Origin of the sequence: Polaromonas sp. JS666 (assembly GCF_900103405.1) — a bacterium.
Taxonomy (GTDB): domain Bacteria; phylum Pseudomonadota; class Gammaproteobacteria; order Burkholderiales; family Burkholderiaceae_C; genus Polaromonas.
Window position 1 is genome coordinate 125,122 of the sequence record NZ_FNHX01000006.1, and the last position, 14,728, is coordinate 139,849.

Sequence of the window (14,728 nt, forward strand, 5' to 3'; positions counted from 1 at the left end):
GCCACGCCCGCGCCGGCCGGACTAGTCGGCTATCTCGAACTGCGGGTTCCATGCCACCTCCCAGAGATGGCCGTCCAGATCCTGGAAGTAGCCCGCATAGCCGCCGTAGAAGGTCACGCCCGCCGGCTTGGTGATCATCGCGCCGGCTTTTTCCGCCTCGGCCATCACGGCGTCGACCTCTTGCCGCGAGGCCACGTTGTGCGCCAGTGAAAACGCCGGCGCCCCGCGCTGCGATGCCGGCAAGCCCGTGTCGTGCGCCAGGCTGGCGCGCGGCCACAGGGCCAGCTTGAGGCCCGGCTGCAGGTCGATGAAGGCCACGGCGCCATGCTCGAATTCCTCGCCGACGATGCCGGGCGTTGCCAGCCCCAGGCCGTCGCGGTAAAAAGCCAGCGCGCGCCGGAGATCGTCAACGCCGAGGGTGATCAAGGTGATGCGGGGTTTCATCAGGATTTCCTCCGGTGGTAAGTCAGCGCCGCCGTGATGCAGAACGCCAGTGCGCCGCGCGGCAGCGCCTCGGCGGCATCCAGCACGATGGCGCGGTTGCCTTCGAAGCGCAGCTCCACCGGGAACAGCGTGCGGAAGGTGTCGACCAGCGTGGTCTTGCAGTTGAAATAAAGCGCGTACTGCGACGGACTGGACTTGACCGGGCCCAGGCGCAGGGTGCTGCCGCTTTTGCTGGCCGAGGTCAGGTAGGCCGGCTCGCCCCACTTGAGTGTCTCCTCGATCTCGCCGACACCGGGCGTGGCGGCCGCGGTGTCCAGGATCAGGCGACGCAACACCAGCAGCTTGCGCCGCAGCGGCGGGGGATAGGCCGCGAAGGCGCGCGCGACGGCGGGGTTCTCGATGTCTTCTTTCACAAGCGGCTCCTGTTGTGCCATCTCCATCTGCTTGCGGCCTGTGAAATCTAGCACGGGCTAAGAGCCTGTTCAATGTCTAAGCGGGGCCGCGTTGGGGTGCAATCGGGATGAGTGGGTCGCCCGGGCACGCCGCATGGGCTAATGCCCATGCAAGGGCCTGGGTGGCTCAATCGCCCGATTTCATCCCAACCCGAAGGGCAAGTGCCTTCTCGGGCGGTCTGCGGCGTTGCGGCGCTAGCCCATAGCCGTGCTATGGGCGTCGCACCGCGCCTTGCATCCCATCCCGAGAAGGCGCTTGCGCGGTCCCGCTTAGACATTGAACAGGCTCTAAGGCCCCCGGCATCTTCCCGCACAATCGGCGGGTGAACATCCAGCTCCTGTCCGACCTGCATCTCGAATCCAACCCGCATTTCACGGCCCAGCCCGTGCCCGGCGCCGACCTGCTGGTGCTGGCCGGCGACATCGGCTCCTATCAGCAGGGCTCGCTGCTGGATGAAAAAGGCATTGCCGACTTCGGCCTGGCGCGGTTTTCACCCCTGCCCGCGAACCAGGGCGGCGCGGGCTGGCCCACGCCGGTGTTCTTCCTGCCGGGCAACCACGAATACGACGGCCTGGACTTTGACGCCACGCATGCGCGGCTGCGCGAAACCTGCGAGCGGCTGGGCATGGTCTGGCTGGAGCAGGAGACCGTGGTATTGCAAGGCGTGCGCTTTGTCGGCAGCACGCTGTGGACCGACTTCGACGCCCTGAGTGGCGGCCAGGCCCAGGACGCCGACATCACGCTGGGCGAGCAGCTGAAGGCGCGCGAAAAAGCCTTTCGCGCGGCCAATTTTTACCTGAGCAAAAACCACTCTTTCAGGAACGGCCAGCCCCTGCTGGCAGCCGAGGTGCGTGAGCAGGGCCTGAAAAGCCAGGCCTGGCTGCGGCAGGCCCTGGCCCAGCCCTTCGACGGCCCCACGGTGGCCGTCACTCACTTCGCGCCCAGCCTGCTGAGCGCGGACCCGCGCTACGGCCTGGCGCCGGGTACGGCGGGTTTTTGCAACGCGCTCGATGAGCTGCTGCCGCTGGCCGACCTGTGGCTGCACGGCCATTTGCATTGCGCGATCGACTACACCAGCCGCGGCTGCCGCGTGGTGGCCAACCCGCTGGGCTATGCGCGCAAGGGCGAGCAGGAGGGATTTTTGCCCGAACTGCTGATCCCCATCGGCCAATAGCATTCGTATGGGTGCGCGGCCGGCGCGCCGCTGCTGACTAAAGTCGTAGCGCCGCGGCTAGCGCGGCGGTGCCTCTTTTTCTTTGGAACTTCCAGCGCGCCGCGCGACCCAACCAGGGTCGGCAATGTGGGGCCAAGCGTGTCAAGCAGTGATAACACTTTGTTCCAATTGTTGATTTGCGCGCTGTTCGGCTTGCGGGTATCTTGCTTGAAGGGTTCATGCAGGACTTCCTGCACCGCACCCGAATCGGGGAGAGCACCATGAAGAGCAATGTGTCCTATCTTGGCGCCTGGCTTGCCGCCGCCGGCCTGGCATTTGCACTCGCGTTCGCGGCGCCCAATGACTCCAGCGTGATGGGCCGCCTGCCCGCTTTCATGGCGCAGACCCTGCTGCGACAGCCGGTCACCGTGCCCGAAGGCCTCCCGTCGGACCGCACGCTGGCGCTGATCACCTTCAAGCGCGGCCAGCGGGCCGACGTCGAGAGCTGGATCCAGGGCATGAACCTCAGGAACGACCCATCGATCACCTGGATGCGCATGCCGGTGCTCAACGACCCCGGCACGCTGACGGGACGCAGCGCGGTGGAAGACCGGCTGCTGCAGCACTACACGGCCGATTCCGAGCGGGCCAAGATGGTGCCGGTGTTCACTGATCGCGCCAGTTTTGTGCGCTCCGCCGGCCTGGCCAGCACCGACCAGGTCTACGCCGTGGTGGTCAACCGCCAGGGCGAGGTGCTGGCGCGAGTTGAGGGGCAGTTTGATGCCGACAAGGCACAAACTCTGCGCGAAACTCTGCGGTCGCAGAGTTTCTAGCCATGGCCCCCACGCTCCCCCACTTCGAGCCTACGGCGGGTCCCTGCCCCTTGCACGTGGAAAGGGGCCGCCCGCCTGTGACCCGGCAAAGCCGGTTCCAGGGCTCATGCTGGGCTTAAGAGTTCTTTGGGCGCGATCCGTAGGGGTCTTTCACCAGCAGGGGCCGCGGGACTGGCTTTGCCAGACCGCAGGCGCCGCCCCCTAGAGGGGGGAACAAGCTACACGCGGTGAGCTTGGACGGGGGTGTTACACACCCCCTGGGCCCAGCGTGAAATAGAAGGTCGCGCCTTGCCCCGGTTCCGACTTGGCCCACACCTTGCCGCCGTGCCGCGCGATGATGCGGTGCACCGTGGCCAGGCCGACGCCGGTGCCGGAAAATTCGGACGGCGTGTGCAGGCGCTGGAAGGCACCGAACAGCTTCTCGGCATAGGCCATGTCAAAGCCAGCTCCCCGGTCGCGCACGAAGTACACCGTCTCGCCGGCCTCGTTGGTCTCGCGGCCGAAGCTGATCTCCGTGCAGGCCTGCCTGGCGCTGAACTTCCAGGCGTTGCCCAGCAGGTTGTCCAGCACCTGCTTGAGCAGCCTGGGGTCGCCCGGCCCGGTGACGCCGGGCTCGACATGCAGCCGCGCGTCGCGGCCGGGTTCGCGCTCGCGGTAGCCGGCCAGCAAGCCCTCGGCGAGCGCGCTCAAGTCGACGTGCTCCCAGCGCAGGCTGGAACGCGACACCTGTGCCAATGCCAGCATGGCGTCGATCAGCTCGCCCATTTGTGAAACGCCGGCGCGTATGCGCGCCAGGTAATGCCGGCTGCGTTCGGTCAAGGGAGTGTTTTCAGCCTTGGCCATGGTCCGCTCGAGCAGGTCGCTGAAGCCGTCCACCGCGCTCAGCGGGCTGCGCAGGTCGTGCGACACCGAGTAGGAGAAAGCCTCCAGCTCCTTGTTTGCGAATTCAAGCTGCTCGGTACGCTGCTGCACCCGCTCCTCGAGGCTGGCGTTGAGGCGCAGGATTTCCTCGCGCGCGCGCTTGCGTTCACGGATATTGGTGTTGATGCCCAGCACCCCGTTGACCTTGCCCTGCTCGTCGCGCACCACCGTCCAGCGCGCCTCTATGCACACCGTCGAACCGTCGCGCGCGCGCTGCTCGAGCTCGCCGCTCCAGTCGCCGTCGTTGGCCAGGGTCTTGGCCATGCTGTCCAGAAGCACCTGCGGGTCGGGGTACATGAGCGTGTCCATGGTCTTGCCCAGCACTTCCTCGGCGGTCCAGCCATAGAGGCGCTCGGCGCCCTTGTTCCAGAAACGTATGGTCCGGTCGAGGTTGCGGACCATGATGGCGTCCTGCGCCCGGTCCAGCAGCGAGGCCTGCTCGCGCACCTTGATGACGGCCTGCCTTTCGGCCTCCTGGCTGCGCTGGCGCTCCAGGCGGGCGCGCAGGCTGACGATGCCGAAGGCCAGGTTGTCGGCAAGCTCCTGCAGCAGCTTGATTTCATCGGTGCTGAATATCTGCGCCTCGCCCGAATACAGGCACAGCACGCCGAAGCTACGGGGCCCGTCGCGCAGCGGCAGGCAGATCGCGCTGAGGAAACCGCGCTCCAGCGCGTGCGCATGCCAGTAGAACTTGTTGTCGGCCCGGCTGATGTCGCCGGTCTGCTGGGCTTGCCCGCTGCGCACGGCCTGGCCCGCCGGGCCCTGGCCGGTGGCGTCGTCGTCGCGCCAGCTCAGACGGATTGCCGCGAGATAGCCGTTTTCGTCGCCGGCATGGGCCATGGGCAGGATACTGCGCTCCGCGTCGTCCTGCGCATAACCGACCCAGGCCATGCGATAACCGCCCACGTCGACGGCCACGCGGCACACCTCGGCCAGCAGCCCCGCTTCCTCGTCCATCCGGTTGATGGCGATGCTGGAGCGGCTCAGCATCTGCAGGGCCCGGTTGGTGCTGGCCAGCGCCAGGTCGGCCAGCTTGCGGTCGGTGATGTCGCGCGCCGTGCCCACCACGCGCTCCAGCTCGCCCGACGCGTTCATGACCGGGTAGGCGTGGTCGCGTATCCACAGGATCCTGCCATCCGCGGACCGGATGCGGTATTCGATGTCGGAAGCCTGGCCGCTGCGGTTTTGCTTCCTGGCCTCCTTGAGCAAATGGCTGTCCTCGGGCAGCGTGACCTCGGCGTACGAAAGAGGGTCGGCATAAAGGCTTTCGCGGCTGCGGCCCCAGACCCTCTCATAGCCGGGGCTGACGTACAGCGGGCGGCCGGTGCGCGGGTCCACGATGTAGAAAACGTCGTGGATGTTTTCCGCCAGTTCGCGAAAGCGCGCCTCGCTGCTGACCAGGGCCGCCTCGGCGCGTGCGCGCGCCAGCGCGATGCCGGCCAGCCGCGCCGCGATGTTGATCAGCTCGAGTTCCGCGGGCTGGGGCCTGCAGGGGTAAGCGCGGTAGATGGCGAAGGTCGCGAGCACCTCGCCGTCGTTCGACACCACCGGCATGGACCAGCAGGCCCGCAGCCCGTGCTCGCGCATCAGCTCGCGGTAGTCCTGCATCAGCGGGTCGGTCTGCGTGTCTTCCACTACCACCAGGTGGTTGCGGAAGGCGGCGGTACCGCAGGCGCCCACGCCCTCGCCGACGGCCAGGCCTTCGATGGCCTGGTTGTAGCGCTCGGGCAGGCTGGGCGCGGCACCCAGGCGCAGCGTCCCGTCCTCGACCAGCAGGATGGAGCACAGGCTGTCCGGCGAGCTGTCCTCGATCAGGCGCACCACGGCCTCCAGCGATTGCGCCAGGGGCGCGCCGCCGGCGATCAGCGCCAGCACCTGCTCCTGTGCGTGGGCAAAGTTTTCCGCCGCCTTCTGGGCGGTGATGTCGTTGAACACGGTGACGCCGCCCTTCATCACGCCGGTGGCATCGCGCAGCGGCCGCGTGCTCAGGCGCAGTATCCGGTCTTCCGCGCCGGCCCGGCGAAACACCACATCCCAGTTGTCGATGGTGATGCCGCGCGCGGCCTGCGACAGCGGCCGCTCCGACTCGGCATAGGCGGTCTTGCCGTCCAGCATCAAGAGCTGGTGGCCGCGGCGCCAGTCTTCCAATCGCATGCCGGGATCCGGCGCCCCGTTGAACAGCGCGCGCGCCGTGGCGTTGAACAACAGGAAGCGGCCCTCGGTGTCCACGGCGATCACACCCTCGTTCATGCTGTTGAGGATGAGGTCCAGCAGGGCGCGTTCCTTGTCCACGCGCTCCAGCATGGCGTCGAGCTCGCGCTGCCGCGCCTGCAGCGATTCGGCCATGCGATTGAAGGTGTGGCCGATTTCGCCGAGCTCGCCCTGGTACAACGGGCCCAGCCTGACGCGCGCGTGAAGATTGCCCCGCGCCACCTCGTCGGCCTCCTTCAGGATGGCCTTGGCGGGATTGACGATCAGCCGGTTGCCCAGCCACCATGCACAGGCACCGCCAAACAGGGCCACGGCGAGCAGCGCCAGCAACTCAATCGCCAGGTCCTGGTGGCTGGACGCCGCGATCACCGCTTCCGGCGCGCTGATCGCGACAAACAGCCCCTCGCGCCCGCCGCCCGGCACCGGCGCCGCGGCATAGACCCGTTGCACGCCCTGCGCATCCGCCGCCTGCTGCACACCTTGCCGGCGCTCCCGCACGGCTTGCTGCACGAGGGGGTCCGGGTGCGGCTGGCCCAGCCAGGACGGCGCCGGCGGGGAGATGGCCAGTACCGTGCCGTCCCGGTCCAGCACGGCCAGGCGCGCGCCCTGTATGGAGGACACGTCCGCGAGCGATTCCGCCAGGGCGGGCAGGCCCAGCACCGCGAAGGCCACGCCGCTGACCTTGCCAGCCTCGTTGCGCACTGGCACCGCGAAGCCTATGCCGGGACGCCCGCTGGCGCGCCCCACGGCATAACGGCCCACCGCGAAGCGCTGGCCCGCCATGACCTGCTGAAAGTAGGGCCGGTCATTGGCGGCCAGGTTTTTAGCCAGGCCCAGCGCGTCGCACAGCAGCTTGCCGTCGGTCGCGGCCAGGCCCATGTTGGTGAATTCGGGATGCTCGGCATGCAGGTTTTTCAGGTGCTGGTCGCACAGGCCGGGCACCGGGTTCTTGATGTGCGGCCCGCTGGCGACGCCGCTCAGCAGCTCGTGGACCAGGTCCACGGTGCGTTGCGCGCGCGCCGAGAGCATCAGCACATCCGACAGCAGGTCGGACTGCGCCAGCCGCAGCGCGGCCCGGTGGCTTTGTTGCGCGGAGTAAACAAGCAAGCCGAGGACGGGGAGCAGCGCGAGCAGCACCAGCATTACCAGACGGGTACGCAGTCCCAGCCATCCCAGCATTCGGATTACCTTATGCCTTTCACGCCACGCCGCAGCCAGCTCCGCATGGCTTTTGCAGTGTGCGCACCCACCGCGCTTTTGTAAATGGGAATAGTCCCCGAACTGAGGCCATAAGTCTCTATCCCAGGCCTTGTCCTACAGAGCTACCCCCTGCCTTGCGGGGGTAAATTGAATACCAAGGATTTGTTCCGGCCCAAGCCGGCCGGCCGCGCTTCAGGGCACCAGCGACTGGGCTGCGGTCTGTTTGAGCGCGGCCGTCAGGGCGTCCAGAACCTCGGATTCCAGGTTCCAGCAATGCCAGTACAGCTGGACGGGCAGCGTGTAATGGGGCGCCACATTGACGAGCTGGCCCTGGTCTATCAGGCCCTGCGCCAGCAGGCGTGGCACCACGCTGACCCCCCAGCCCGCCAGCACGGCCCTGACCATGCCTTCCGACGAAGGCACAAACAGCTGGTTCAGGGTGACGCGCTTGAGCCCGAAGGCCTTGCCCACAAATTCAACCGGCAGTTCATCCTTGCGGTTGAAGGCGATAAAAGGCACTTCGCGGAAGTTGTATTGGGTCAGCGCCGGCGCGGCCGGCCTGTCGCCAGCGCCATCGCGCTGGCCGAGCCGGCCCTGCGCGAAGGCCGGCGCGGCCACCGCGATGTACTGCATCGCGCCCAGCGGCTCCACCTTGCAGCCCCGCAGCGCCTGCTTGAGCGTGGTCACGCAGCCCAGCACCTGGCCTTCGCGCAGCCATTCATGGGTGAAATTCTGGTCGTCGTGAATGATTTCCATGGGCAGGCCCTGCTGCACCAGCTCGGTCAGCGCCGGCAAGGCCCAGGTGGCGATGCTGTCGGCGTTGATGGCGATGGAAATGCGCTCTTCCTCGCGCGCGCCGCCCAGGGAACTGGGCGCCAGCTCCTTGAGGTCGCGCTCCAGATCGGCGCGCAAAAGGCGCAGCATTTTGGTGTGTTTAAGCAACAGCTGGCCCGCCGAGGTGGGCTTGAGCGGCCGGCTGCGCACGATCAGCACGGTGCCGACCTGGGCCTCCAGGGCCCGCAGGCGCTGCGACACCGCCGACTGGGTGATGGACAGGCGCTGGGCCGCGCGCTCAAAACCGCCCTCTTCCACGATTGCCGCCAGGCATTCGAGTGCATCAGGATCAAAAGTACTCATCCCGCATCCCCTCTTCCGTTTTCTATTTGCCCTACCAGTTGTGCTAGTTGTGCCAGCTACCGGCGCTTTTCAGCTTTATTAGCTGTTCTGATGTTTTCACTGAGAGTTTAATTTTTCTATTAATTGAAAGCAACATCCTTCACACTGGAATGTTGCAAAGGGGTTAGCGATGAAAGTTGTAGTTTTAGGGGCCGGCATCATTGGCGTGAGCACCGCCTGGCATCTGCTGGAACGCGGCCACGAGGTCACGGTGGTAGACCGCCAGCCCGACGCGGCGCTGGAAACCAGTTTTGGCAACGCGGCGCAGATTTCCGTCAGCTATTGCGAGCCTTGGGCCAACAAGGACGCACCGCTGAAGGCCTTGAAATGGATGTTCCGCGACGACGCGCCGCTGCTGTTTCGCCCGCAGCTGCCTTTCGGCGAAGGCTGGCAGCAATGGCGCTGGGGCCTGCAGTTCCTGGCGCAGTGCAACGACACCGCCTTCGAGCGCAACGTGCAGCAACTCGTGGCCCTGGGCGCCTACAGCCATAGCGCGCTCAAGGATGTGGTGGCCGCCACCGGCATCGAATACAACCGGCTCGAGCGCGGCATCGCGCACTACTACACCGACCAGAAAACCTTTGACACGGCCGGCGAGGCCGCGGCCCTGATGCGCAAATACGGCGTGGCGCGCCGCGTGGTGAACACCGCCGAACTGCTGGCCATAGAGCCGGCCTTCAAATCCTTCGCGCACCGCATCGTGGGCGGCACCTACACCGCCAGCGACGAAAGCGGCGACGCCCGCGTTTTCACCCAGGCGCTGGCGCAACGCTGCGCCGCCCGCGGCGCGCGTTTCCTCTACGGCCACGACATAGAGCGGCTGGAGAAAACCGGCGGTGCCATCGAGTCCGTCGCCGTGCGGCCGCGCACCCTGCAGGGCAAAAGCGGCGACCCGGTCCGCCTCAAGGCCGACGAAATCGTCGTGGCCTGCGGCTCCCACACGGCGCCGCTGCTGCGCACCGTGGGCGTCGACCTGCCCATCTATCCCGGCAAAGGCTACAGCGCCACCTTCAAGCTGCTCAGGCCGGAACTGGCGCCTTTTGTCAGCACCATCGACGACGAAGTCAAATGCGCGATGAGCCGGCTCGGCGACCATCTGCGCGTGGCCGGCACCATCGAGGTCGGCGGCTACGACCTCTCGCTGGACACGCCGCTGGCCAAGGCCCGTTGCAAGATGCTGGCCGACCGCATCGAGGAAGTATTGCCGGGCGTGTGCGATACCCGCCTGGAGGAGCAAGGCGGCACGCCGAACTTCTGGACCGGCCTGCGCCCCGCGACACCCACCAACATCCCTTACATCGGCAAGACCAAGGTCGGCCGCCTGTGGGTCAACGCCGGCCATGGCACGCTGGGCTGGACGCACGGCGCGGGCTCGGGCAAGGCCATCGCCGAGCTGATCAGTGGCGAAGTGCCGGCCATGAATTTCGGCTTTTACGGGCAGGATCGCGCCAGCAACCGGCTACAGGCCAAAGCCGCCTGATCACGGCCTAGGCGGCGTGCTGCTCCAGCGTGCGCTGCGCATGCTCGCGCAGCGCGACGCGCAAGGCCACCGGCTCCTGGACGTCGAAGGAAAAAGACAAACGCATCAGCTGCCGCGCGAACCAGCCCAGGTGGTCGGTCTGGCTGTGCAGCAGCACGCCCTCCTCGCTGGGCTGGAACACGCCCACGCTGTCGGGCAGTTCCATCTGCGCGGTCTGCAGGTCGGTGTGCAAAAGCAGCCGCACGGTGTTGCTGCGCGGCATGGTCGCCAGGCCCAGCGCCAGGTGCTGCACCGCGTCGAAGTCGGCCGGCGGCGTGAACACCACGTTGAGGGCGCGCACCTCGCGCACCCGGTCCAGCCGGAATGAGCGCAGCGCGCCGCGCAGGTGGCACCAGCCCGCCGCATACCAGCGGCCCTTGCGAAACACCAGGCCGTAGGCGTCGAACTCGCGCTCGGTGACCTCGCCTTCGGCCGACTGGTAAGCCATGTGCACACGCTGCCAGCCGTGCGCGGCGGCGCTCAAGGCCAGCAAGGCGGTGTTGTCGCCGGGCGCGTCGGCGCGGCGCAGGTCCAGCGTCACCGTTTCACCGAGGCCGCGAACGCGGTTTTTCAGATTGTGCGGCATCACGCGCTCGAGCTTGGCCTGTGCGCTTTGCGCGGCCGGCGCGGCTTCGGCCAGCCCCAGGCTGCGCGCGGCCAGCAAGCCCAGGGACAGCGCCAGGGCTTCGTCGTCGGTGAACATCATGGGCGGCAACTTGAAGCCGGCGATCAGGCTGTAGCAGCCGTAGCGGCCGCGTTCGGCCACCACCGGGATGCCCAGGTCTTCCAGCTTGGCGATATAGCGGCGCAAGGTGCGGCCGTCCACTTCCAGCCGCCGCGCCAGTTCGGCGCCGCTCATGCGCCCATGGGACTGCAGCAGTTCCAGCACGGTCAATACACGGGTGGTCGGGGAATACATGCTGAAAAGTTTAGCCCTTAATCAGGGCTGAAATAGCCCTATTACATCCATAAACTGGGTTTTTCCACAGGTATCACCAACGTATCACGGGGCGCCACAAGCGCTTTTAACCATGACCACCTCCACCCTGCCCAAACCCCTGGACCCGTCCCAGCTGAACGATGGGCGGCACGACTTCAACTTCATCGCGGGACGCTGGCTGGTCAGCAACAAGCGACTCAAAAAACGCCTGGCGGGCTGCACCGACTGGGAGCGTTTTGAGGCCGTACAGGACGGTGCACTGCTGCTGGGCGGCCTGGGCAATATGAACGACCTGGTCGTGGACGGCAAGCAGACCCTGGGTATGGCGCTGCGGTTTTTCAGCCCGCAGACCCGGCTCTGGAGCATTTATTGGGTCAGCCACAGCGACGGGCTGATGCAGCCGCCGGTGATGGGGGCGTTTGTGGACGGCACGGGCCGCTTTGAGGGCCACGACAGCCATGAAGGCCGGCCGGTTCGGGTGCGTTTTACCTGGTCGGGCATCACGCCCACCCGCGCCCGCTGGGAGCAGGCTTTTTCCGAAGACGGCGGCCGCCACTGGGAAACCAATTGGGTGATGGACCTGGCCCGGCCCGCCTATTCCGCGCTGCGCTAGGGGCACCGGCCATGGAGCAGTTCACCCACCTCTGGCTGTTTTTCCTGATGGTGCTGGGCATCATCATCCTGCCCGGCATGGACATGGCCTTTGTGATGGCCAGCTCGCTGACCGGCGGGCGCCGCGCGGGCCTGTTCGCGGTCGGCGGCATCGTGGCGGGCGGCGCCTGCCACGTGGTGGCCGGTGCGCTGGGACTGGGCATTGTGCTCAAGCTGGTGCCCGGCATGGTCAATGTGATGCTCGTCGCGGGCAGCCTTTACATTGCGTGGATAGGCTGGTCACTCACGCGCAGCACCTCGGTGTTCGGCGGCCTGCCGGCGCTGGAACAAAGCCCGCCCTGGCGGACCTTCCGCCAGGCCGCGCTGACCTGCCTGCTCAACCCCAAGGCCTATTTGTTCATGCTGGCGATTTTTCCGCAGTTCCTGCGGCTGGAATACGGTTCGCTGTGGATACAGGCGCTGGCGCTGGGCCTGATCATCGCGCTGACCCAGACCGGTGTGTATGGCTCGCTGGCACTGGCAGCCGCCGGGGCACGCCAGTGGCTGGCCGACCGGCCGGGCGCCAGCGTGGTGATGGCGCGCACCGTGGGCGCCGTGCTGATCGTGTGCGCCGGCTTCACGGCCTGGCAGGGCTGGCGGCAGTTTTAGGAGTCTGTACTAAGGCTTGTGGCCCTCGGGCCAGGGCGGGCCCTTGAGTTCCACAGTGTTGCCTTCCGGGTCGTTGAGGTAGATCGAAGGCCCTTCGCCCTCGGCACCGTAGCGCGACTCCACCTCGCCCGCTTCAACGCCGTGGGCCGCCAGGTGGCGGCGCAGGGCCTCGGCATCAAAGGGCTCGACGCGAAAGCAGACATGGTCGACATTGCGACCCTCCTTGCCCGGCGCCGCGCCGCCGGCCTTGCCCAGTGGGCCGTCCACCGGCACCAGGTCCACCAGCGAACGGCCGGCGCGCAGCTGCACCAGGCCGATGGCGTCCTGCCGGCGTTCCAGGCTGCAACCCAGCACCTGCTGGTAAAAGCGCAGCATGCCCATGAGGTCGCTGACCCGAAGGACGATGTGGTCGATGTCGCGAATACGGATCATGGCGAGGGCGGCTCCAGTGAATCGGTGCCCGATTCTGGCACGCGAGCCCCAACCCCGCAGCTGCAGGGGCTCGCGGCTGCCGCTACCATGGCCGCCATGAATGCTCCATCCAACTTCCTCTTCCTGGCCACCTCCACGCGCGAACCCGGCGTGCTGGGCAACACCGAATGGCTGGCCCGGCAGGCCGCCGCGGCGCTGCCGGCCGGCACGCCCCAGGCCTGGCACCATTTGGCACGCATGCAAATGCCGCCGTTTGTGGACCAGCGCCACACCACAGGCCAATACCCCATGCCAGAGGGCGACATGAAGACCCTGCTGGACGCGACCCTGGCCGCCACCGACATCGTCTTCGTGGCCCCGGTCTACTGGTACAGCATTCCGGCGCCGCTGAAGATTTACCTGGACCACTGGAGCGCCTGGATGCGCGTGCCCGGCCTGCCCTTCAAGGAGGAGATGGCGAAAAAAACGCTGCGGCTGGTCACCACCAGCGGCGACCGCGCCAAGGCCCAGCCCATGATCGACTCCATCCGCCTGTGTGCGCAATTCATGGCCATGAACTACGGCGGCGAGCTCTGGGGCAAGGGCGGGCCGCCCGATGCCGTCAAGGCCGACACAGCGGCGGTGGCGCAGGCCGCAAGCTTTCTGGCGGCCTGAGGGCCGCGGCTGGCGAGGGGGTTTTTCCTACAGGCCCTGCCCTGCGGGGCTGACAGGGCCGGCGCCCCCGGCGGCGCAGAGTGACCGCATGGCCCGAAAAAACCCGCCCCTGAACAGCACCGCCGCGCAAGCGGCCTCCGGCAAAGGCATGCCCGCAAAGGCACCGCGCGAACAGCGCCCGGGACAGGCGGGCACGCCCCAGGACGGCGCGGTGCAAGCCAGCCTGGAACTGCCGCACGAGCGCGATCAGTCGCTGGACATGACCCCCGCCAAGCCCGATCCCGCCGTCAAACAAGCCGCGAGCGACCTGCGCCGGGGCCTGAAAGACACCAGCAAGGCCCCTGAAATGGACCGGGCCTATAAAAAGCTGCGGCCCTAGCGCATCCCTGCTTCGCCGCACAGCCGCGCACCCCGCTCAAGCGCGCCCCCCAACACCTCGCATCGCATGCACAGGCCCGAATTTAATTGGAAATGATCAAAAATTTCGCTATGATGAATTGATTTGTAAATTTATATACATCCAATTTCTGCTTAGGCCCTGATGGCGACATTTCCCGGCAACCCTTCGATGGCACAGCGTATTGGGCGTTTGTTGCCGACGCTGACGCGCTCTCACCGGCAGATGGCCGACTATGTGCTGGCCCATCCCCTGCAAGCAGCAACCATGCCCATCGACGAGCTGGCCGCCACGTTGGGGGTTTCCGTGGCCACCGCCAACCGCTTCGCGCGGGCGCTGGAATTTGAGGGCTACCCGCAGTTCCGCGCCGCGCTGGTGCTGGGCTTCGAAGCCACCCTGGCCCCGGTCGAGAAGCTGCGCAACAAGCTGGAGCACTCCGCCACGGTGGCCGACGTGTTTGCCTCCGCGCTGGCGCAAAGCCAGCGCAACATTGAGCTGACACGGCAAGCGCTGGATGCCCAGAGCTGCGAGCAGGCGGTGGCGGCCATCCTGAAGGCACGGCGCATCTACATTGCCGGCTTCGGCAGCAGCAGCTGGCTCGGCGGGCTGCTGCAGCGCTCGCTGGACCCGTATTGCGACAACGTCCAGCTGCTGGCCAGCGTGGAAAGCTCCTCTTACGGCGCGCGGCTGCTGGCGCGCCTGAAGCCCGAGGACCTGCTGATCGCCATCGCCTACCCGCGCTATTTCAGCGACACGATCTTGCTGGCGCGCCGCGCGCACGACGCCGGCGTGCCGGTGCTGGCGCTGACCGACCGCGTGACATCGCCGCTGGCACCGCTGGCCAGCGTCGCGCTCTACGCCCACACCGAGAGCCAGTATTTCGCCAATTCCGAAGCCACCGTGCTGGCGCTGATCGAGGCCTTGTGCAGCGCCGTCGCCCACAGCGCCAAAGACTCGCTCAAGGCGGCGACTCAGCTGGCCGAGTCGGTGCTGCCCTGGCTGCACGGCAACCACGCCAGCCGGCTGCGCGCCGATGCCGACGCCGCGGCGCCCGCACCCCGCAAAGCCCGCACCCCACCCAAATCGCCAAAGGTTTCCAAGTGACACGGCCCCAGCCTATCCCCCTTATCGCCAT

Annotated in this window: 14 protein-coding genes; 8 read left to right on the top strand and 6 right to left on the bottom strand. The window is 66.9% G+C overall.

Going from position 1 to position 14,728, the window contains the following annotated elements:
- Window positions 1-21: 21 nt before the first annotated feature.
- Together BLQ85_RS16590 and BLQ85_RS16595 are read right to left on the bottom strand one after the other, a co-directional pair.
- Complete coding sequence (locus BLQ85_RS16590) at window positions 22-444, bottom strand: VOC family protein (protein ID WP_074578377.1); 423 nt, start codon at window positions 442-444, stop codon at window positions 22-24.
- On the bottom strand, window positions 444-857 hold the full coding sequence (locus BLQ85_RS16595) for a DUF1801 domain-containing protein (protein ID WP_254806458.1): 414 nt from the start codon (window positions 855-857) through the stop codon (window positions 444-446). The genes BLQ85_RS16590 and BLQ85_RS16595 overlap by 1 nt, the downstream gene beginning before the upstream one ends.
- Window positions 858-1,219: 362 nt before the next feature.
- Between BLQ85_RS16595 and BLQ85_RS16600 the strand changes: the two genes are divergently transcribed.
- Together BLQ85_RS16600 and BLQ85_RS16605 are read left to right on the top strand one after the other, a co-directional pair.
- Window positions 1,220-2,071 carry a metallophosphoesterase gene (locus tag BLQ85_RS16600; protein WP_074578379.1) on the top strand — a complete coding sequence of 284 codons (852 nt, stop codon included), beginning with the start codon at window positions 1,220-1,222 and terminating at the stop codon, window positions 2,069-2,071.
- A gap of 260 nt (window positions 2,072-2,331) precedes the next feature.
- Entirely contained in the window at window positions 2,332-2,883 is a 552-nt protein-coding gene (locus BLQ85_RS16605; protein ID WP_254806459.1) for a hypothetical protein, read from the top strand.
- 246 nt (window positions 2,884-3,129) lie between these two features.
- Here the strand turns inward: BLQ85_RS16605 and BLQ85_RS16610 are convergent, their stop codons facing one another.
- Window positions 3,130-7,194, bottom strand: a complete 4,065-nt coding sequence (locus tag BLQ85_RS16610; RefSeq protein WP_074578383.1) for a PAS domain S-box protein — start codon at window positions 7,192-7,194, stop codon at window positions 3,130-3,132.
- A 213-nt stretch (window positions 7,195-7,407) separates the two neighbouring features.
- The gene (locus BLQ85_RS16615) at window positions 7,408-8,352 is read right to left on the bottom strand and encodes a LysR family transcriptional regulator ArgP (protein WP_074578385.1); all 945 of its coding nucleotides are present in this window, start codon (window positions 8,350-8,352) and stop codon (window positions 7,408-7,410) included.
- Window positions 8,353-8,521: 169 nt separating this feature from the next.
- Between BLQ85_RS16615 and BLQ85_RS16620 the strand changes: the two genes are divergently transcribed.
- Window positions 8,522-9,871 (top strand): D-amino acid dehydrogenase, encoded by a 1,350-nt coding sequence (locus tag BLQ85_RS16620; protein WP_074578387.1) that lies wholly within the window; start codon window positions 8,522-8,524, stop codon window positions 9,869-9,871.
- Between the two features lie 7 nt (window positions 9,872-9,878).
- Here the strand turns inward: BLQ85_RS16620 and BLQ85_RS16625 are convergent, their stop codons facing one another.
- Window positions 9,879-10,829 (bottom strand): helix-turn-helix transcriptional regulator, encoded by a 951-nt coding sequence (locus BLQ85_RS16625; RefSeq protein ID WP_074578389.1) that lies wholly within the window; start codon window positions 10,827-10,829, stop codon window positions 9,879-9,881.
- Window positions 10,830-10,941: 112 nt separating this feature from the next.
- Here BLQ85_RS16625 and BLQ85_RS16630 point away from each other — a divergent pair, with 112 nt between their 5' ends.
- Window positions 10,942-11,463, top strand: coding sequence for a hypothetical protein (locus BLQ85_RS16630; RefSeq protein WP_074578392.1), 522 nt, complete (start codon window positions 10,942-10,944; stop codon window positions 11,461-11,463).
- Window positions 11,464-11,474: 11 nt separating this feature from the next.
- Complete coding sequence (locus tag BLQ85_RS16635; RefSeq protein ID WP_074578394.1) at window positions 11,475-12,110, top strand: LysE family translocator; 636 nt, start codon at window positions 11,475-11,477, stop codon at window positions 12,108-12,110.
- 9 nt (window positions 12,111-12,119) lie between these two features.
- Here the strand turns inward: BLQ85_RS16635 and BLQ85_RS16640 are convergent, their stop codons facing one another.
- Window positions 12,120-12,542 carry a VOC family protein gene (locus tag BLQ85_RS16640; RefSeq protein WP_074578396.1) on the bottom strand — a complete coding sequence of 141 codons (423 nt, stop codon included), beginning with the start codon at window positions 12,540-12,542 and terminating at the stop codon, window positions 12,120-12,122.
- 87 nt (window positions 12,543-12,629) lie between these two features.
- Between BLQ85_RS16640 and BLQ85_RS16645 the strand changes: the two genes are divergently transcribed.
- From BLQ85_RS16645 to BLQ85_RS16655, 3 genes are all read left to right on the top strand, one after another.
- A complete protein-coding gene (locus BLQ85_RS16645; protein ID WP_083336887.1) occupies window positions 12,630-13,196 on the top strand; it encodes an NAD(P)H-dependent oxidoreductase in 567 nt (188 codons plus the stop codon).
- An 88-nt stretch (window positions 13,197-13,284) separates the two neighbouring features.
- Window positions 13,285-13,575: a hypothetical protein gene (locus tag BLQ85_RS16650; RefSeq protein ID WP_074578398.1), complete on the top strand. Its 291-nt coding sequence runs from the start codon at window positions 13,285-13,287 to the stop codon at window positions 13,573-13,575.
- Between the two features lie 162 nt (window positions 13,576-13,737).
- Window positions 13,738-14,697 carry a MurR/RpiR family transcriptional regulator gene (locus BLQ85_RS16655; protein WP_074578400.1) on the top strand — a complete coding sequence of 320 codons (960 nt, stop codon included), beginning with the start codon at window positions 13,738-13,740 and terminating at the stop codon, window positions 14,695-14,697.
- Window positions 14,698-14,728: the final 31 nt, after the last annotated feature.